The sequence below is a fragment of the Flavobacterium sp. 83 genome, assembly GCF_000744835.1.
Lineage (GTDB): Bacteria > Bacteroidota > Bacteroidia > Flavobacteriales > Flavobacteriaceae > Flavobacterium.
In genome coordinates this window covers 3,724,481-3,744,566 of the sequence record NZ_JQMS01000001.1, presented here as the reverse complement: position 1 = coordinate 3,744,566, position 20,086 = coordinate 3,724,481, and the positions used below count along the sequence as shown (strand labels likewise).

The following is a 20,086-nucleotide window of genomic DNA, read 5'->3' as shown; positions in this document are numbered from 1 at the left end:
ATTTAATCGATATAAAAATCCTTTTCAGAAATAAAAAAAGACTTTCATTTGACTCTATTATTTATTAAGATCGTACATACTTTTTGAAAAACCAAACCTTTAAAAGGTCAGCTGTAATGATATAGATTAAAACTATTAGTATCATAATACCCATATTGAGTAAGGGAAGAGGGCTTAATCCTACTGTACTTGCGATGGGAAGATAAGGGAGTGTGATTGTAATAAGTAGCCCTAGCATACTCAAAATAAAAAGATATTTTCCCGGTTTGCTTTTAAAGAAGTTTTTATGTGTTCGTATTATAAACAGGATGAATAATTCAGTAAGTATAGATTCTACAAACCAAGCAGTTTGAAAGGCAGATTCTTTTACTTTGAGTACATAATAAAGTATAAGGAAGGTGATCACGTCAAATAATGAACTGTGAATCCCGAAAATAATCATATAATTTCTAATAAATTTTAAATTCCATTTTCCGGGTTTGTTCAATTGTTCTGGGTCCACATTATCAGATGCGATTGTGAGATAAGGGAAGTCAGTTATGAAATTAGTTAGTAAAATTTGTTTCGGCAACATGGGCAGAAACGGCAATAGAAGAGAGGCAATAGCAACACTGAACATATTGCCAAAAGTAGAGCCTGTATTTATGAAAATATATTTTAGAGTATTTGCAAAAGTCTTTCTTCCTTCTTTAATGCCATCTATAATAACTGCTAAATCTTTTTCCATTAATACAAAATCAGCAGCTTCTCGAGCGACATCAACAGCATTTTCTACAGATATTCCAATATCAGCAGCAGTTAATGCTGAAACATCATTAATGCCGTCGCCTACATAAGCAACGGTGTATGTTTTTCTTAATGCTTGGATGATGTGTTCTTTTTGCTGTGGTTCTACTTCGGCAAAAATATGTGTTTTTCTTACCAGATTTTTCAGTGCTTCCGGACTTGTACTGAGTAGTTCTTGCCCTGTCATTACAACTGGATTTGTGATGCCAATTTTTAAAGCGATAGATTGTGCTACATTTTTATTATCACCAGATATTATTTTAAGGTGTACTTGTAGTTTTTTTAATTCCTCAATTGTTTCTGTAATGCCATTTTTTATGGGATCTTCCAGTAAAATAAAACCAGCAAAAATCATAGCAGTTTCATCTTCTTTTACTATCGCATTGGAATTGATGTTTTTATAACAGATGCCTATGCTTCTCAAACCTTTTATTCCAAATTCTTCATATTTGTTTTCAATTTCGGCTTTATGTTGTTCTATGTCCTCAACAGCTCCATTATTCAATCGCACCATAGTACAAATACTCATAATGTTGTTAAACGCGCCTTTGCTGATCAATAATTTATTTGTGTCAGTAGTGATAGCGATGCTTAATCTTTTGCGTATAAAATCATAAGGGATTTCACCTAATTTTGTTGGATTAGCCTTTGCTTCTATTTGCATCTTTTTTATAGCCTCGTCGATTGGGTTAGCATAACCTGTTTCAAAATAAGCATTCCAATAGGCTAATTCTTTTACAAATTCATTTTCAGAACCTAAGCCATCAACGGTTCCTGCAACTATAATTGCACCTTCTGTAATGGTGCCAGTTTTATCAGTACATAATAAATTGACTTCTCCTAAGTTTTGAATAGAAGCCAATTTTTTTACGATTACTTTCTTCTCTAACATTCTTTTGGCACCAGCACTCATTGCAATAGTAGTGATTGCGGGGAGCAGTTCAGGCGCCATTCCTACGGCTAAAGCCAATGCAAATAAGGCCGATTCAATGGCACTTTTGTGATTTAATAAATTAACAATCAGTATGAATATTGATAGCACTAATGTTATTTTCATTAAAAAATAACCAAAGTCTTTGATACCTTTTTCAAATTTAGTTTCTACTGTAGCGGAAGCACTTTTTGCAATAGCACCAAAAATGGTTTTGCTTCCGGTATTAATTACTAACGCTTTGGCTGTACCGCTTACTATATTTGTTCCTTCCCAGAGGCAGTTTGTTCTTTTAGTTAGTTCCGTTTTGGCATCCACTATTCCTACCATTTTTGCTGTTGGATAGGATTCTCCGGTTAAACTGGCTTCATTGGCATGTAATTCATTCGCTTCAATAATGAGGCAATCTGCGGGCAACATATCCCCGGCTTTCAAGAAAATAATATCCCCGGGAACTATAGTAGAAGAAAGGATTTCCTGTGCTTCTCCGTCTCTCAGAATGGAGCTTTTTAATGCAATCATAGATTGTAAAGCAGCTACAAAGCGGCCTGCATTTCTTTCTTGGAAAAAACTAAGAAAACCGGTAGACAAAACGATAAAGAGTATTATAAAAACATCGGAGGTGTCACCAAGAAAGGCTGATAGTATGACAGCTCCAATAAGCAGTAACATCAACGGGCTTTTAAATTGTCCTATGAAGAGTAAAAAATCTTTTTTTAAGACAGATTTGTTTATTTTGTGTTCTCCTGATTCTAGCAGAATTTTATCAGCGACAGTTTTGGATAAACCGTTGTCGCTGCTATTTAGTTTTTGAAACCAATAGTTGGGGGCAAATTGCCAAAAATTATCTGTTGGAGAAGTTTGCATAGAGACTAATTTTTTAAACTGTAAATTAGAAAAGCAATTGAACTGTTTTTTTTTGCTAAATATAATAGTAAGGAACTAATGTGTAATTGGGTGATAATAGTTGAAATGATAACTTGAAAAATAAATTATATATAGTTGATTATCAAAGTTAATCATTTTAAATATTAAATTGATATATTGAAAAGTTTAATAAATTAATAGCTATTGAACCATTTTTTTTAAGCTAGTTGTTTTGATGTGAAATCACCTGATTTTGAAAGTAAAAAAGTCCAAAAATCATAAGACTTTTGGACTTTTTAGTTGGTAAGTAGGGAACTAAAAATTAAATATCATCAAATTCTATATCAGTAAAAGTTGATGTTTGTGGTAGAATTTCATCATCTGTTTTGTCAGATGCATATTCTTTTTTGAAATCTTTTTGGTGTCTCTCAGAGATTACTTCTTCGCCCTTGTGGTTCAAAACATAAGAAGTCATTTCTCCAAGAATTTCTGTAAAAGCGGCAAAGTCTTCTTTGTATAAATAAATCTTGTGCTTTTTAAAATGAAACGATCCGTCTTCTTCGGTGAATTTTTTGCTTTCGGTAATCGTTATGTAATAATCATCAGCTTTTGTAGCTCTCACATCAAAGAAATAGGTTCTTCTTCCAGCACGCAAAACTTTAGAAAATATCTCTTCTTTTTCTAACATGTCATTTTCTCTCATAATCCTTTCTGTCAATTTTTTTTATTTAATAGCAATCAAAAATCATAAAAATTTATGTATTATACAACAATTACAGTAATTCTTTTTCGGAAAGTTGCTTTAAATACAAGGATGCATAATATCCTTCTTGATTTATCAATTGATTATGAGAACCTTGTTGGATAATTTTTCCGTCTTCAAGAATGATAATATTATCTGCATTTTTAGCTGATGAAACTCTATGACTAATGATAATTGTGGTTTTATCCTTGCAAATTTCATAGAGGTTGTTTAAAATAGCTTCTTCAGTTTCTGTATCAACGGCCGATAAACAGTCGTCGAAAAGTAAAATAGCCGGGTTTTTAATAATAGCTCTGGCTATAGAAACACGTTGTTTTTGCCCACCTGAAAGTGTTATTCCACGTTCGCCAAGAATGGTGTCGTATTGTTTGTTGAAACCAATGATATTGTCATGTACCACCGCATTTTTTGCTGCAGTTTCGACTTCCTCATCAGTTGCATTTTCTTTTCCGAATTTAATATTGTTCTTAATACTATCCGAAAACAAAAAGGCATCTTGTGGAACAATCCCGATACTGTTTCTTAAATCATAAAGGTTTAATGTGCTAATTTCATTGCCGTCAACGATTATTCTTCCATCTGTAACTTCATACAAGCGAGAGATTAAAGAAGAAATAGTCGATTTTCCAGATCCTGTTTTTCCGAGAATTGCCAGCGTTTCTCCTTTTTTTACTTTAAAGGAAATATTTTTTAAGGCTTCTATATTCGTATCTTCATAGGTGTAGCTCACATTTTCGAATGAAATAGTACCTTCAATAATAGATTTATTTGGATTTTTGTTTTTTATTTCCGGTTCGATTTTCAGGAACTCATTTAGACGTTTTTGGGAAGCTTCGGCCTCCTGAACCATTGATGAAACCCATCCTAACGAAGCAACTGGCCAAGTTAACATGTTGACGTACAAAATAAATTCTGCGATGGTTCCAATGCTTTTTATAGTTCCGTTTATGTACATTAAACCTCCAAAATAAATCACAACTAAGTTACTTATTCCTATCAACGCCAACATTAAAGGACCGAATAAAGACTGCACTTTTGCCAAATCCAAACTCTTGCTTTTACTTTCGTTTGCCAAATCGACCATGTTGTTTTGATGTTGGTCTTCTAATGAATAGGCTTTTATAACTCGTATTCCAGAAAATATTTCTTGTGAAAAACTGGAAACTTTCGATAGGTATTGCTGGAAAATAGTACTTCTTTTATTGATTTCCGAACTTAATTTGAAGATGCAATACGATAAAACCGGTAAAGGAAGGATGGTATATAATGTCAATCGTGGCGATACATTATACATATAGCCAATTACAATTGCAAAACGGATAAAGGTGTTTATAGTATACATTACTGCTGGTCCCACGTACATTCTTACTTTGGAAACATCTTCGCTAATACGGTTCATTAAATCACCGGTCCGGTTTTGTTTGTAGAAATTTTGAGACAAGTTTTCATATTGTCTAAATACTTCGTTTTTTAAGTCAAACTCAACATGTCTCGACATCACAATAAGGGTTTGTCTCATCAAAAAAGTAAGAAAACCTGCGATAATCGTGGTTGCAATAATCAATAAAATGTTTGAAACTAATTCTTGTTGAATTACATCTGCTGTAACAGATTTGTCCTTTGAAAAAGCTTCAATCGCTTTAAATGATTTACTGATCAATTTTGGCGTAAACAAAGAAAATATTTGGGCGATAATTGTAAATAAAATACCAAGAGAAAAGCTGTATTTATATTTGATGAAGTATTTATTTAAATAACGTAATTCTTTCATTTTTTTAAGATATTCTGTGTTGAAAAAGTTTTATTTTTTGGATAATAATCAATTTTTAACAATGCTAAAAAATGATTATTTAATTATTGTTGTTGTGAAATTGATAAATAAAAGTGTTTAAATTAGGATATATTTATTTTTTATGTAAATTTGATTTGTCTTTTTGACAAATTCGCAATTTATTACTATAAAAAATAATACTTATGAATGCAGCTTTCACAACTGGAAAGGAACTTCAAAAAATGGATCCTGTTTTTGGTCAACTTTCATTTGACGATCATGAACAAATTGTATTTTGTAACGACAAAGATACGGGTTTAAAAGCAATTATTGGTATTCATAATTCGGTTATGGGGCCTGCTCTAGGTGGTACACGTATGTTTAATTATGCCAATGAATGGGAAGCACTAAATGATGTATTGCGACTTTCTCGTGGTATGACTTATAAAGCGGCTATAACAGGATTAAATATTGGTGGAGGTAAAGCGGTTATTATTGGCGATGCCAAAACGCAAAAGACACCTGAATTGATGCGGAAGTTTGGTGAATTCGTTCATTCGCTAAGCGGAAGATACATTACTGCCGAAGATGTGGGAATGGAAACCAGAGATATGGATATTGTAAGAGATGTTACCCCCTATGTTACTGGAATTTCTGAAGAAAGAGGAGGTGCAGGAAATCCTTCGCCTATAACAGCTTATGGAGTGTATTTAGGAATGAAAGCAGCAGCGAAACATCAATTTGGTACTGATGTTTTGGAAGGTAAAAAAGTATTAGTACAAGGAATTGGGCATGTGGGAGAAACTTTGGTTGATTATTTGACAAAAGAAGGTGCGCTAGTAATAATAACTGATATTAATGAAGAAAGATTGTATGAAGTAGGAGCGAAGTACCATGCAAAAATATTTAATGGAGCTGATTTATACAGTGCCGATGTTGATATTTATGCGCCTTGTGCTATGGGTGCAACTATAAATGATGCAACGGTACATAAAATTAAAGCAAAAGTAATTGCTGGTGCGGCTAATAACCAATTGGCAAATGAAAATATCCACGGAGCAATCTTGCAGGAACGAGGAATTCTTTATGCACCCGATTTCTTGATTAATGCTGGTGGAATTATCAATGTATATGCGGAATTAGCCCATTATGACAAAGCTGAAATAATGCGTAAAACGGAAAATATTTATAATACTACATTAGAAATTATTGATTTTGCTATTGCAAACAATATGACGACACACCACGCAGCTTTGACGATAGCGCAAAATAGAATTGATCAAAGAAAGTTAGATAACAGTAAGAAGTAGTTTTAGTTTTTATTTACAGTCGCAGTTTACAGTAAAAGTTTTCAGGTATAACCGAAAATTATAACTGAATTCTGCGACTGTTTTCTTATAGGATAATCTAAATTAGAACCAAAAGCTTTTTTTAACGTTTTAATTTTATTTTAAAAAATGAAATTCTTATTTTTGCGGACTAATTAATAAAAGTTCTTACAAGGTGGTAAATAGAAGACACATACGCGTTAAAGTCATGCAGTCCATTTATGCGATGCATCAAAGCGGTTCAGATAATCTGGAGAAAGAAGAAAAATTCCTTTTTTACAGTATCGACAATATTCAAGATTTATACCTTATAATGCTTTCTTCGCTGATTGAAATTTGTAAAACAGAAACTGTCTTTTTACATAAATCAAGTTTGAAACATCTTGCAACTCCTGAGGAGCGTAAACCCAATGAAAAATTCGTTAAAAATCAAATTTTTCAAATTCTTTCCGAAAATAATTCATTAAACATTGCACTGGAAAACCGTAAAATTAATAATTGGACTTTAAACGACGATTATATTTTATTGCTTCTTAATGAGATAAAAGCAAGTAAATTGTATGCGGATTACATGAGTAATTCAGTGAATAAATTTGAAGAAGACCGACAATTTATCGTTGATTTATTCATGGAAGTAATTGTTCCAAACGAAAAATTATACGACTATTTAGAAGATGATAAGTTGACTTGGGTTGATGACATTCCATTAGTGAACACCCATATTATCAAGCAATTAAAAGCGATTAAATCTGGTGAAGATGATAATTTCAGAGTTCCAAAATTGTACAAAGACAACGAGGACAAAGACTTTGTTAAGGATTTGTTCCGAAAAACAGTCTTAAATGAAACAGAATTAGCCAAAGAATATATTGACAAAACACCAAACTGGGACAGTGACAGGATTGCTGAAATTGATACTATTATTCTTAAAATGGCAATTTGTGAATTTTTGAAATTTCCATCTATTCCTGTGAAAGTTACCTTAAATGAATATTTAGAAGTTGCCAAAGAATATTCTACACCAAAAAGTAGTATTTTTATCAACGGTATTTTAGATAATTTAGTCAAAGAACTGGAGGCCAGTAAAAAAATTATTAAAGCCGGTCGTGGTTTAATGTAATATTTATAAATAAAAAAAGAGAATTAAAATTATGGGACAATTAACTCAATTTGCGCCGTTTCTATTAATGTTTGTGGTAATCTATTTCTTTATGATCAGACCACAACAAAAAAGAGCTAAAAACGAAAAAGAATTTGAAAGCAGCTTGAAAGTTGGCGATAAAATTATCACAAAAAGTGGTCTTCACGGAAAAGTTTCTGAGTTAGCTGATACTACTGTAGTTGTTGAAACTATGTCAGGAAAATTGAAAATGGAGCGTTCAGCTATTTCTATGGAAATGAGTGCTGCTTTGAACAAAAAATAATTTTGCTTTAGCGATTTAAAAAAGTCCCAACCGAATTTTCGGATTGGGACTTTTTTTTGATAAAAAAGGTAATGCGGTCAAAAATGGTTGGTAAATTTTCATTTTAGATTGCTTATATTTCAGCATCAAATTGAAGAGGAAGTTGGCACTGCTGAGGAGCAACCAACCAGCAATAAGTTTGATGATTATACGATAATTGAAAGGATAGTTTTTTAGCTATCCTTTTTTATTAATTATCGGCAATCTGATATGGCTAAAGAAAACCTACTTTACGTTTGGTTTTTATAATATAAATACCATTTCAAGAAGTTCTTTCTATTGGCTAAACTTAATCCTCTATGAATATTCAAGTTACCTTTTAAGTGTCCAAAAAAGGATTCTAAAGAGTTTGTTGAGTTGGGTATTTTGTCGTCCTTGAGATACAGAAACATATTGGGTAAAGCTTTCTTGATTACGGTAAATGATCTTCTAACCATTTTATGAGTATACCAATATCTTCCCGTTTCAGTATTGTATGATTTTTGATTGATAAAATATCTGTATTGTTCTTCCCACTGGATAAGTTCAATAAGCCATAATTGACGTTTATATTCAGAATTGATATGATGAATTTTAACGGCTATTTGCTTGAGTTCAAAACCAGATTTATGTTTCGGATTTTGTGTAAGCCATATTCTACACATTCTTGAAATATGCACCAAACACCTTTGGAAAGGCACTCTCGGACAGACTTTTTTGATGGCTTTGATAGATGATTTGTCTCCATCGGATGTGATACTTTTTATTTTGATTCCTAAATTCAACAGGTTTTGCAAGTCTTCGGCAATTTCTTCAAAATGTTCTCCATTGGTCATCCTGTAAAGCTGTGTCAACTTTAAATGAAAGTTTCTGTAAACCACCAAACAGACATCATTAGGAAAATAAGTTCCGTCAATTATCAGGTAAATTTCATCCGTGGAACTGAATTCTAAAACAGGTGCTTTGCGTAACATTTTAGAAAAATAACGTTGCAATGTACTTTTGCTGTATCCTGATTCGAGTGAGATTTTATCAAATGTATCTTTGCCAATTATCCAATTTTTGAACCAAATTTCTTTGTTGGAATCCGAAACAGATTTATTGCTGGAAGTGAATAATTGACAGCAATCTTTACACTTAAATCGTTGTTTGCTTTCCCTTATTCCCCATTTAATTGTTTGAAGACTTTTACACGTTGGACAGCGTTTTTTTTTGAGTTTTTCATAAATAAAAAAAGTTTATTGAAACGAATTTCAATAAACTTTCGGGAATATCATATTTTACAATGCTTCACAGCATTTTTACCAACCATTTTTGACTATTAAACCATAAAAAATGATAGCTTTATTTTTTATTTTTCTTCGCTTTCTTTGCTTTTTTGGATTTTGCTTTTGCTTTTTTAGCTTTTATCTTTGCTTTGACTTTTGCTTTTTTTGCTTTATCCTTTTTTGCTTTTTTTGCCTTTTTAGCTTTTGCTTTCGCTTTTTGTTTTGCTTTTTCTTTAGCGTCTGCTTTTTTTGCTTTTTTCTTGTCTTTGTCTTTCATTTTTACTTTGTTTTTAGTCTCGTTTTTGCTTTTTTTCGTTTTTGAAAAGTCACCATTATCCTCTAAACTAATAGTCGAAATCTCTATAGTTTCCGTTATGATTTCTTCAATTACGGGTTCTGTAATTTCAACAGGTTCAGCTATAGGTTGAACGACTTTTGTTTTTCGCACTCTAATTGGCTTGTCAATTTCAGGTTTTTCTGGAGATACAGGAGTTGTTTCCGTTTCTTTGTTTTGTGTCATAATTTATAGTATTAGCTTTTATTCAATTTAAGGTGTAGTTGTTTCATTGTTAATAAATTATTAAGTTATTGTAAGTAAATATAGTGATTTAATACACTAGTCAATGTTAAGTTTTTTAGGATGATTTCTATATTTCATTCTGATTTGCAGTGAATCGTATTATCTTTTTTTAAAAGTATAGCGCAGCTGTTTTTGCAGTGGATTTCCGATAGCTGTATTATGAAGTTATTCTGATTAGGATTAAATAAAAAAAATCCCAACCTGACACTTCAGAATTGGGATTTTAGTTTATCGGTATTTGTCATTTAAACCAATATTTGCTAATAGCATTGGTTTTATTTTTTCGATTCGGGAACGTTTGGTTTCCTCTCGTTTTGCGGTTTCAATATATTCTAAAAATTCCTTTTGTTTGTATGGAGAGAATTTTAGAAATGCTTCTGCTAAATTTATATCAGCATCCAATTCCTTTTGTAAAAATTCTGAAACGATACTTTTTCCTTTTTCGGGTTTCAGATTTTTTCCTTGTTTTTCATTTTCTATGGCTCCATGAATATAATGTAAAACTGCTTCTTCATTAACTTCATCTTTGGATGAAAACCGCCATTGTCGCAAAGATTTGGTAACACCTTCTTGTGCATTGACTAAAACTTGTTTCTCATCTTTTAGGAAAACACCATTGAAAAACCAAATCGTAAAATAGTTTTTGAATCCTCCAATTCCAAGTACATTCTTGCCATTGAGTACATAAACACAACCGCCCCATTTTGTGGTTTCAATCAGTTCCGTTTTAGCAATAATTGATTTCAGAAATTCCAATTCTTCTGACCAACTATCGTTTTTATCCCAAATGTGTGTATTGGTTTTTAACGGTTCCAATTATTTCGTATTTTTAGCTATTTCTTCTGTTTTAGTGAAATCTCCTGCTGCGGTCAATTCGGCAATTTTTACAATTACGTTAACTGCTTTTTGCATACTTTCTACAGGAACATATTCGTATTTTCCGTGAAAATTATGTCCGCCGGCAAAAATATTTGGGCAAGGCAACCCTTTATATGATAATTGAGAACCATCTGTTCCGCCACGAATTGCTTTTATAAGTGGTTTTATATCCAATTCTCTCATTGCTTTTTCGGCAATATCCACAATATGTTTTACGGGTAAAACCTTTTCTTTCATATTGTAATATTGGTCTTTAATCTCAGCAATAGCTATATCTTCGCCAAATTGCTTCGCAAATTTCTTGTTGATTTTTCGAGTGATTTTCTCAATTAGCTCCTTGCGTTTTTCAAATTTTTTCTTGTTATGATCGCGGATAATAAGTTCAAGAACTGTTTCTTCAATGCTTCCCGTTAGATGATGCACATGGAAAAAACCTTCGTAGCCTCTTGTTTCTTGTGGTGTTTCATCTTTTGGTAATTCATTTATAAAATCATTGGCAATCAACATGGAATTAATCATTTTTCCTTTGGCATAACCGGGATGTACGCTTTTTCCTTTGAAAATAATTTTGGCTCCAGCCGCATTAAAATTTTCATATTCTAATTCTCCTACTTGACTGCCGTCCATAGTGTATGCCCAATCTGCTGCAAATTTATCCACATCAAAATGGTGTGCGCCACGACCAATTTCTTCATCTGGTGTAAAACCAATTCTGATTTTTCCGTGTTTGATTTCTGGATTTTGGATTAGGAATTCCATTGCGGTAACAATTTCGGTAATTCCGGCTTTATCATCTGCTCCCAATAGAGTTGTTCCGTCAGTGGTAATCAAAGTTTGTCCTTTATAAAGCAACAAATCTTTAAAATAGCTAGGTGATAGCACAATATTTTTATCGACATTTAATACAATGTCTTTGCCGTCATAATTAGCAATAATTTTCGGTTTTACATTTGCACCGCTAAAATCAGGAGAAGTATCAAAGTGAGAAATAAACCCGATAGTAGGTACTTCATGATCTACATTACTGGGCAAAGTAGCCATGATGTAGGCTTTGTTATCTATTGTCACATCTTGCATTCCAATAGCTTTTAATTCCTCTACCAGTTTATTGGCTAAATTCCATTGTTTTTCAGTGCTTGGTGTCGTTTCTGAGTTGGGATCAGATTCAGTATCTATAGTTACATAACCAATGAAACGGTCAATAATATGTTGCATAAAGTATATTTTAATGAGTCACAAATATACAGTTTATTTAGAGATTCATTTTATTGTGAAGAGTTTGTATTTTCTTCATTTGTATTAAAATAAAACGAAAATGAATAGGCTATAAGCTGATGATTTCATTTAATACTTAACATAAAAGGTGAGAAAATCACATACTCTTTTAATGATTGGAAAATCTACAATTTCATCTAAACTATTTTAGTTGATTTTAGATTTTATTTTGAAGAATTTTTCTTCATTTCTTCTAACATCGTAATGATTACATCTAATTTTTCTACTTCTAATTTATTCAATTTTATTGTCAAAGCTTCAATTTCGAGTTTAGCATCTATATTCGTTTGGTAATCTGCTTGCGCCTGAACTCTGTCTCGATCATTTTGCCTGTTTTGGGACATCATAATAATAGGGGCGGCATAAGCTGCTTGTGTAGAAAAAAGGAGGTTTAGTAAAATAAATGGGTACACGTCCCAATGGTACATGAATCCTACTAAATTTAATGCCATCCATAGAACCACTAAGACAGTTTGAATAATAATGAATCTCCAGGATCCCATTCCTTTTGCAACTGAATCTGCTAAACGGCTTCCAAAGCCTAATGTTTCAATGTGTTTTTCGTGCCAGTTTTTATGATTAATCATGTTGATGAATTTAGTTTAGTGGATATTTTTGCTATGGTATAGATTAATATGCCGCTTATTTTTTGGTGAAAAATATTTAATCGAAATTAATTTTGAGTAAATATATGATTTAATAGACTTTAATGTTTTTATAATTTGAACTTATCTTTTATTTATGAATTTTATGGAAGATTAATTATGGTATTAATTTTTGCAAGCACATTTTTCCAATCATCATCTGAAGTTTTAAAATCATGATCTGTATCTACAAAAAATAGTTCAATGCTAGGAGAAAGGGCATAATTCCCTATCGTTTCAATTCCACCATATTCATCTTTTTTACCTTGAATGATTAAAAAAGGGGTTTGTAATTTTTTTAAATGAATAAAGCGATGCGGTTCTGTTTCTTTTTCAGGATGTTTGAAAGGATAGCCAAGGCAAATAATATGCTTTATATTAAATTCATCTGCAATTAGAGAAGCTATTAATCCACCAGCAGACCTAGATATTATAATTATTTCTTTTTCGGTACCCATTTTAGAAATTAACTGTTTTAGTATTCTGGAACGGAATTCAACGTAGTTAATGTTTGCTTTGTAATAATTATAATAATTTTTGAAATTCAGAGCTGCATATTTAAAAAGGCAAATTTTTCTGTTTATTTTCTTAAATATATTGGGTAACCAAATATATTTTTTTTCAAAATTCAAGATGTGATAATAGGCACTTCCAATAGGTTCATATAGAATCGTAAACTGATGTTGTTCTAAATATGCGAACAACGAATTATTTAATGAACCATCTTTTCTTAAATTTTCTCGTCCTACAATTAAAATAATTTTATTAGAATTCATGTTTTTATCCTCTGATTTTTTTAAAATATAGCACTAATTTATTAAATATAATTAGAAAACATTAAACAGTATTTTAACTTTATATTTTTATGAAATGGAGTGGTATAATAGTAGTGAAATGAAATAGTTTAGATTTTTTTCATTGTTGGGTTTTTGATGGAACAAAATTATTAAATAAATTATTTTGCAAATATTTAATTATCGAATAGATAGTTCTATTTTTGCACCATTAACTCAACAACCATGTATAAATTACTTATTCGCCCGATACTTTTTTGTTTTGATCCAGAAAAGGTTCATTATTTTACTTTTTCATTGATTCGTTTCTTGTCTAAAATTCCAGGATTTTCATTTATTTTTAAATCGCTTTACGAAGTAAATGACCCAAGATTAGAAACCGAAGTTTTTGGATTAAAATTTAAAAATCCGGTAGGGTTAGCTGCTGGTTTTGATAAAGATGCCAAGTTGTATAAAGAATTGTCCAACTTTGGTTTTGGTTTTATCGAAATAGGAACTCTTACCCCAAAAGGACAAGAGGGAAACCCTAAAAAGCGTTTGTTTCGTCTAAAAGAAGATAGCGCGATTATCAACAGAATGGGGTTTAATAATGGTGGTGTTCAGGAAGCTGTTGAACGATTAAAAAGCAATAAAGGTGTTTTAATTGGTGGAAATATTGGAAAAAATAAACTAACTCCAAACGAAGAAGCAACTTCAGATTACGAAATTTGTTTTGATGCTTTGTATGATTATGTGGACTATTTTGTGGTGAATGTTAGTTCTCCAAATACACCAAATCTTCGCGCTCTGCAAGACAAGGAACCGTTGACGCAATTATTGCAAACCTTGCAAAATAAGAATTTGGCTAAGCCAAAGCAAAAGCCAATTCTCTTGAAAATTGCTCCTGATTTAACGGATGAGCAATTATTGGACATTATAGATATTATCAAGGAAACTAAAATCGCAGGAGTTATTGCCACTAATACCACGATTTCAAGAGAAGGATTACAATCCGAAAACAAAACCGAAATGGGTGGATTGTCAGGGAAACCATTGACAAATCGTTCCACTGAAGTAATTCGATTTTTATCTCAAAAAAGCAATAAAGCCTTTCCGATTATTGGAGTTGGAGGAATTCATTCTGCAGACGATGCTGTAGAGAAACTTGAGGCAGGAGCGTGTTTGGTTCAATTATACACTGGTTTTATTTATGAAGGACCAGCTTTGGTAAAAGCAATCAACAAAAAGATTTTAGAAAAATTGTAGGTTTTTTTAATAGGCTAAATTACGTAATAGTATCAATTTAGCGAAATTTAAAATTGATGATTTAAAATTCATAATTGTTTTTCTATCTTTGGTTTTCTATGGAACCAATAAAAATTATAGAATGTCCACGCGATGCCATGCAAGGCATTAAGCAATTTATTCCTACTGAGCGAAAAGTATCTTATATACAATCTTTATTGCGTGTAGGATTTGATTCCATAGATTTTGGAAGTTTTGTTTCGTCAAAAGCGATTCCGCAAATGCAGGATACCGCAGCAGTTTTATCACAACTTGATTTGTCACAAACCAGAAGCAAACTTCTTGCGATTATTGCTAATACACAAGGCGCAGCTTTAGCCTCTGTTCATCCTGAAATAAACTATTTAGGTTTTCCTTTTTCGATTTCAGAGAATTTCCAAATGAGAAATACGCACAAAACAATAGCGGAATCTTTGGTTACGTTGCAAGAAATTCTTGAAATTGCTTACAAAAGCAATAAAGAAGTAGTAGCATATCTTTCGATGGGTTTTGGAAATCCGTATGGAGATCCTTGGAATACCGAAATAGTAGGCGAGTGGACCCAAAAATTATCTGATATGGGAGTTAAAATCCTTTCGCTTTCGGATACAGTGGGAAGTTCAACACCAGATGTAATCTCCTATTTATTTTCAAATTTAATTCCAAAATATCCCCAAATAGAGTTTGGTGCCCATCTTCATACTACCCCTGATAAATGGTTTGAGAAAATTGATGCAGCTTACAAAGCAGGTTGCCGACGTTTTGATGGAGCAATCCAAGGTTTTGGAGGATGTCCCATGGCAACAGATAACTTAACAGGAAATATGCCTACCGAGAAATTATTGTCCTATTTTACTTCTCAAAAAGAAAATACCAACACAAGTCCTATGAGTTTTGAAAGTGCTTATAATGAAGCTTCTAAGTTGTTTGGAGCGTTTCATTAGAAAAAGACAGCTTTTACAAGAGGGATTAAAATAATATGTAGCACTTTGCTGCGTTGGTAGTTTAGTAATAACGAGATTGATTTTAATAAATAAAATACAATGAAACTACTGGCTTTTAATAGGGTTTTAGGAATGCTAATTCTGGGATTATTATCTTTTTCTTGTTCAAGTAATCTTGATTTTAATCAGGCAAATGATTTAAAATTAGAACCTGTTGTTGTTGCTAATTTGGCTTATTTTGATGTTCCAGCAAATCAGTTTGTAACTAATGGAGTGGAACAAACTGTAACTATTGATACACCTACCGTTGATGTTTTTAATGATGCTTTTTTTAAAAATAATTTAGCAAGGGCTGATTTTTATTTTGAAATTAATAACACCATAAATAGAGCTTACGCTTTAGACTTAGTGTATTTGGACAAAAATGATCAGGTTCTTTATTCAACTAATTTTGTTATACCTGATTATACAGGCATTGAAAATTTGGTGACTAAAACCGATATGTTTGCAAATACTAAACTTGATTTATTGAAAAGAACTACTAAAATTGCTTTCATCCTGAGAATGTTCCCTGGGCCTGTAGTAACCGAAAATAGTATAGGAAGTATCAAATTGCGTTCGAGTGTAACGGCTTATTTAGTTATACAATGAGAAAAATAATCTTTCTTTTAGTACTGTTGATATCGGTTAAATCGATTTCCCAAAACAAACAAATTTTATATAATTTCACCTCAGTTCCTCAGTCTTTGATGGCTAACCCTGGTTCTGATGTGAAGTACAAAGGATATTTTGGAATTCCTTTATTATCTGGAATTTCTGCTAATATTGGCTCCAGCGGATTCTCAGCCTATGATTTGTTTGCCAATGACGGAGTTGATTTTAATGTAAAATTACGGAATGTTGTATTTTCTACCACCAGAAAAGATAAAGCAACAATCAACGAGCAGATTGAATTATTCAATGGAGGTTTCAAAGTAGGCGATTGGGAAAGTAATTCTTATGTTTCTTTTGGAATGTATCAGGAATTTGATTTTCTGAGTTATATGCCTAAAGATTTAGCTACACTTGCTTTAGACGGGAATAGAGATTATTTAGGAAAAGTCTTTAATTTAGGGGATTTGAATGTTAAGGCCGAAATGCTTTCGGTTCTTCATATTGGATATCATAAAAATATTAATGAGAATTTGATCGTTGGGGGTAGAGGGAAAATTTATTCCAGTGCTTTTAATGTTACCTCTACTAATAACTCTGGATATATTTATACAATTCCTTCTACTAATGGAATTTATGAACAAGTTATTTCTTCTAATTTAGAACTCAATACCTCCGGAATTTCAAAATATACTGAAAAAGATTATTCAGGTGATATAGTAAAAGACATCACTAAAAAAGCTTTTTTTGGAGGTGATTTAGGGCTTGGTTTTGATGCAGGCCTTACGTATTATCCTAAAAAAAATATTCAGTTTACGGCAAGTATTGTTGATGTTGGATTTATAAAACATTCTAAAAATGTGGAAACTTTCACCTATAAAGGGTATTATAAATATGAAGGTATTACTCCTAATTTTACAAATGGGAATTCTTCAGGAAATGTATATCAGGAATTTAAGGATGCAATTCCATTGGATACTTTATATACTAAATATACTACTTGGCGTCCAGCAAAATTTAATTCTTCCTTTCAATATTCCTTCGATGATGCAAGAAGTAAAGATTGTAATTGTGAAGGAATTGCTTCCGGATATAAAAATGCTGTAGGTGCTCAATTATTTATAATGTCTACTCCAAGACTACCTTTTATGGCTTTCACCACCTACTATAGAAGGCGTGTCTTTAATTCTTTAGAAATGAAGGCAACCTACACATTAGATTCATATTCTTATAAAAACATTGGATTAGGATTATCAGGACAGTTTGGAAAACTTAATTTATATGCTCTCGCGGATAATCTTTTAGAATATCGTGATTTGGCAAAAGCGAATAGTCTTTCTTTTCAATTGGGATTAAATATTATTTTCAAAGATAGTAATGAGCCTTATTGATTATAGTTACTGATGGCTTCTTCTTTTGAACCATTTGTAAATTTCTATCCAAAGTACTGAAACCAATCCCACTAAAATACTCATTCCTATTTGTGTTCCAGAAACACTTTCGAACTGGAAAAAATGAGCAAATAAAGGAACAAAAAGCAACAATGCTGTAATTAGAATGGTCATACCAATAATAAGCAGTACTAAATTGTTTTTATAGCCTAAAGTTGTAAATATAGAATAGTAAAAGGAACGATTAGTAAGTGTCAAGAAAATATTTGAAGCTATTAATGTTAAGAAAACAGTAGTTCTTGTTACACTTTCAGAACAATTGTCAGCCACACAATATTGATAGACAAATAAAAGTCCTATTGTGATAATTATACCTTGAATTATACTAATGGCAATCTCTTTCAGGTTGAAAAAAGTGGTAGTAAAAGGCCTTGGTTTCAACAGCATTAAGTTACGCTCCATGGGTTCATTTTCATAAATAATAGAACAAGTTGGGCCCATAATTATTTCTAGAAAAATAACATGCACAGGAGAGAAAATATTAGGATATAACCATCCTAATGCCAAAGGAATAAAGACAATCATGATGATAGGAATGTGTATCGAAATGATGTATTGTATGGCTTTTTTTAAATTGTTATATATTTTTCGGCCCATTGCAATCGCATCAATCATTTTAGAAAAATCATCGTTAACTAAAATAAGATTAGCAGCTTGTTTGGCAATTTCGGTACCTTTTTTGCCCATAGCTATTCCTATGTGAGCCGATTTTAGGGCAGGACCATCATTCACACCGTCACCAGTCATGGCTACAATTTGGTTGTTATCTTTTAGTGCTTTTATAATTTTGAGTTTGGCTTCAGGAAACATTCTTGTGAAAATGGTTGTTTCCATCACTTTTTCTTTTAGCGTTGCTTCATCCATTGCCATTAATTCATCTCCATTCAATGTTTTTTCTGGGTTTTGAAAACCAATTTGTTTAGCAATCGTGGCAGTTGTCTCTGCATTATCACCTGTAACTATTTTTACCTGAATTCCTGCTTTATAAAATGTTTCAAAAACCGTTTTTATATTTTCTTTTGGAGGATCGTAAAAAGCAACTAAGCCTTTAAAATGAAATGAAAAATCCTGCTGTTTTTTTGGATAATCTGTTCCTGAGAAATCAGCAACACCAACACCTAAAACGCGGAATCCAGCTTTAGCCATAGTTGTCATTGCCGTAAGGATTTGTTGTTTTTCTTTTTCGGATAAATTGGAGCTTGCAATCAATGCTTCCGGAGCACCTTTGGCAGCAATAATTCTTGTTCCGTTTTGGTTTTCAAAAACATGAGTCATCATAGGAGGCTTTCCGCTCAATGGATATTCATGGATTAATTTGAAATTAGGACGTTCATCGGTAATTTCTAATTTTGAATACGCTTCATGTAGTGCAATTTCCATTGCATCAAACGGGATAGGTTCACTGGCCCACATAGAGAGTGTTACTAATTCCTTGTCTTCGCTACTTGGAACTTCTTTTGGATTCGAAATTTCATTCGACGAAAATGTATACCATTGCGCCAGACTCATTTTGTTTTCGGTAATGGTTCCTGTCTTATCAGTACAAATTACGGTAGCGCTACCCAAGGTTTCAACCGTTTTTGTCTGTTTTGCAATAACCCCCATATTCATTAATCGCCAGGCACCAAGTGCCATAAAAGTGGTAAATGCAACAGGAATTTCCTCTGGAATAATACTCATTGCTAAGGTTAATGCTTTCAATAGACTGTCTAAAACATCGTTTGAATTGTAATAATTAATCGACCAAACAATACCAAAAATGACTAGTCCTATGAAAGACATTTTTTTTACAAAGTTGCCTATTTGCATTTGCAAAGGCGTTTTGTCTTCTATAATTGTTTCTAGACTTTTACCTATTTTACCTAGTTTTGTTTGGTTGCCAATAGCAGTTACTTCACAAATTGCTAAACCACCGGTAACAATTGTTCCTAGAAACACATGTTGGTTATCGGAAGATTCGTTTTTAAAAACAGAAAGCGATTCACCTGTAAGAATAGATTCGTTTACGGAGAAATCGTTGGATTGTAAAATGATGCCGTCGGCTGGGATAAAGGTACCTTCTTCCGTTTGAATCAAATCTCCCAAGACAATTTCCTCACTTGGAATTTCCATTATTTCGCCATTGCGAATGACTTTACTTTTGGGCTGTGATAATTTCTTTAAAGCCTCAATTGCATTCCTACTTTTTGATTCCTGATAAAGAGAAATAGTAGAAACTATTAGTATAGCGATGGTCATGAAAATTCCATTTCCAAAATCTCCTGTAATGAAATAGATACTGGTAGCAGTTAGGAGTAATAAAAACATAGGCTCTTTAACCATTTCGATTAAAGAAGTGAAGAAATTATTTTTACCCCGATGTGCTATGGAATTAGAACCGTACTTTGCTCTTGATTGAATGACTTCATCATTTGAAAGTCCTTTTAATTGTTGTTTAGCTTCAGTCATG

General features: G+C 32.2%; 17 protein-coding genes. 7 read left to right on the top strand and 10 right to left on the bottom strand.

Annotated features, from left to right (window positions below):
* Positions 1 to 64: 64 nt before the first annotated feature.
* The 3 genes from mgtA to T410_RS16135 all read right to left on the bottom strand — a co-directional run bounded on the left by mgtA (position 65) and on the right by T410_RS16135 (position 5,118).
* On the bottom strand, positions 65 to 2,584 hold the full coding sequence (gene mgtA, locus T410_RS16145; protein WP_035673769.1) for a magnesium-translocating P-type ATPase: 2,520 nt from the start codon (positions 2,582 to 2,584) through the stop codon (positions 65 to 67).
* Positions 2,585 to 2,906: 322 nt separating this feature from the next.
* On the bottom strand, positions 2,907 to 3,287 hold the full coding sequence (locus tag T410_RS16140) for a PUR family DNA/RNA-binding protein (RefSeq protein ID WP_035673767.1): 381 nt from the start codon (positions 3,285 to 3,287) through the stop codon (positions 2,907 to 2,909).
* 70 nt (positions 3,288 to 3,357) lie between these two features.
* Positions 3,358 to 5,118: an ABC transporter ATP-binding protein gene (locus T410_RS16135; RefSeq protein WP_035673764.1), complete on the bottom strand. Its 1,761-nt coding sequence runs from the start codon at positions 5,116 to 5,118 to the stop codon at positions 3,358 to 3,360.
* Between the two features lie 203 nt (positions 5,119 to 5,321).
* Here T410_RS16135 and T410_RS16130 point away from each other — a divergent pair, with 203 nt between their 5' ends.
* The 3 genes from T410_RS16130 to yajC all read left to right on the top strand — a co-directional run bounded on the left by T410_RS16130 (position 5,322) and on the right by yajC (position 7,870).
* Positions 5,322 to 6,428 (top strand): Glu/Leu/Phe/Val dehydrogenase, encoded by a 1,107-nt coding sequence (locus T410_RS16130; RefSeq protein WP_035673761.1) that lies wholly within the window; start codon positions 5,322 to 5,324, stop codon positions 6,426 to 6,428.
* Between the two features lie 226 nt (positions 6,429 to 6,654).
* Entirely contained in the window at positions 6,655 to 7,566 is a 912-nt protein-coding gene (gene nusB / locus T410_RS16125) for a transcription antitermination factor NusB (protein WP_035673759.1), read from the top strand.
* Positions 7,567 to 7,597: 31 nt separating this feature from the next.
* Positions 7,598 to 7,870 (top strand): preprotein translocase subunit YajC, encoded by a 273-nt coding sequence (gene yajC, locus T410_RS16120; RefSeq protein WP_035673758.1) that lies wholly within the window; start codon positions 7,598 to 7,600, stop codon positions 7,868 to 7,870.
* 269 nt (positions 7,871 to 8,139) lie between these two features.
* Here yajC and T410_RS16115 read toward each other — a convergent pair whose 3' ends face one another.
* The 6 genes from T410_RS16115 to T410_RS16600 form a co-directional block, all read right to left on the bottom strand.
* On the bottom strand, positions 8,140 to 8,862 hold the full coding sequence (locus tag T410_RS16115; protein ID WP_238567389.1) for a transposase: 723 nt from the start codon (positions 8,860 to 8,862) through the stop codon (positions 8,140 to 8,142).
* Between the two features lie 370 nt (positions 8,863 to 9,232).
* Positions 9,233 to 9,676, bottom strand: coding sequence for a hypothetical protein (locus tag T410_RS17140; RefSeq protein WP_051929471.1), 444 nt, complete (start codon positions 9,674 to 9,676; stop codon positions 9,233 to 9,235).
* A gap of 288 nt (positions 9,677 to 9,964) precedes the next feature.
* Positions 9,965 to 10,552 carry a YdeI family protein gene (locus T410_RS16105; protein WP_035673752.1) on the bottom strand — a complete coding sequence of 196 codons (588 nt, stop codon included), beginning with the start codon at positions 10,550 to 10,552 and terminating at the stop codon, positions 9,965 to 9,967.
* On the bottom strand, positions 10,553 to 11,830 hold the full coding sequence (gene pepT, locus T410_RS16100; RefSeq protein ID WP_035673749.1) for a peptidase T: 1,278 nt from the start codon (positions 11,828 to 11,830) through the stop codon (positions 10,553 to 10,555).
* 224 nt (positions 11,831 to 12,054) lie between these two features.
* Positions 12,055 to 12,477, bottom strand: a complete 423-nt coding sequence (locus T410_RS16095; RefSeq protein WP_035673746.1) for a DUF1003 domain-containing protein — start codon at positions 12,475 to 12,477, stop codon at positions 12,055 to 12,057.
* A 161-nt stretch (positions 12,478 to 12,638) separates the two neighbouring features.
* Entirely contained in the window at positions 12,639 to 13,310 is a 672-nt protein-coding gene (locus tag T410_RS16600) for an alpha/beta family hydrolase (RefSeq protein ID WP_051929470.1), read from the bottom strand.
* A 243-nt stretch (positions 13,311 to 13,553) separates the two neighbouring features.
* Between T410_RS16600 and T410_RS16085 the strand changes: the two genes are divergently transcribed.
* From T410_RS16085 to T410_RS16070, 4 genes are all read left to right on the top strand, one after another.
* Complete coding sequence (locus T410_RS16085; protein ID WP_035673744.1) at positions 13,554 to 14,573, top strand: quinone-dependent dihydroorotate dehydrogenase; 1,020 nt, start codon at positions 13,554 to 13,556, stop codon at positions 14,571 to 14,573.
* A gap of 98 nt (positions 14,574 to 14,671) precedes the next feature.
* Positions 14,672 to 15,535, top strand: a complete 864-nt coding sequence (locus tag T410_RS16080; RefSeq protein ID WP_035673742.1) for a hydroxymethylglutaryl-CoA lyase — start codon at positions 14,672 to 14,674, stop codon at positions 15,533 to 15,535.
* A 99-nt stretch (positions 15,536 to 15,634) separates the two neighbouring features.
* The gene (locus T410_RS16075; protein ID WP_035673740.1) at positions 15,635 to 16,186 is read left to right on the top strand and encodes a hypothetical protein; all 552 of its coding nucleotides are present in this window, start codon (positions 15,635 to 15,637) and stop codon (positions 16,184 to 16,186) included.
* On the top strand, positions 16,183 to 17,577 hold the full coding sequence (locus T410_RS16070) for a DUF5723 family protein (protein ID WP_035673738.1): 1,395 nt from the start codon (positions 16,183 to 16,185) through the stop codon (positions 17,575 to 17,577). The genes T410_RS16075 and T410_RS16070 overlap by 4 nt, the downstream gene beginning before the upstream one ends.
* 6 nt (positions 17,578 to 17,583) lie before the next feature.
* Here the strand turns inward: T410_RS16070 and T410_RS16065 are convergent, their stop codons facing one another.
* A complete protein-coding gene (locus T410_RS16065) occupies positions 17,584 to 20,085 on the bottom strand; it encodes a cation-translocating P-type ATPase (protein ID WP_035673735.1) in 2,502 nt (833 codons plus the stop codon).
* Position 20,086: the final 1 nt, after the last annotated feature.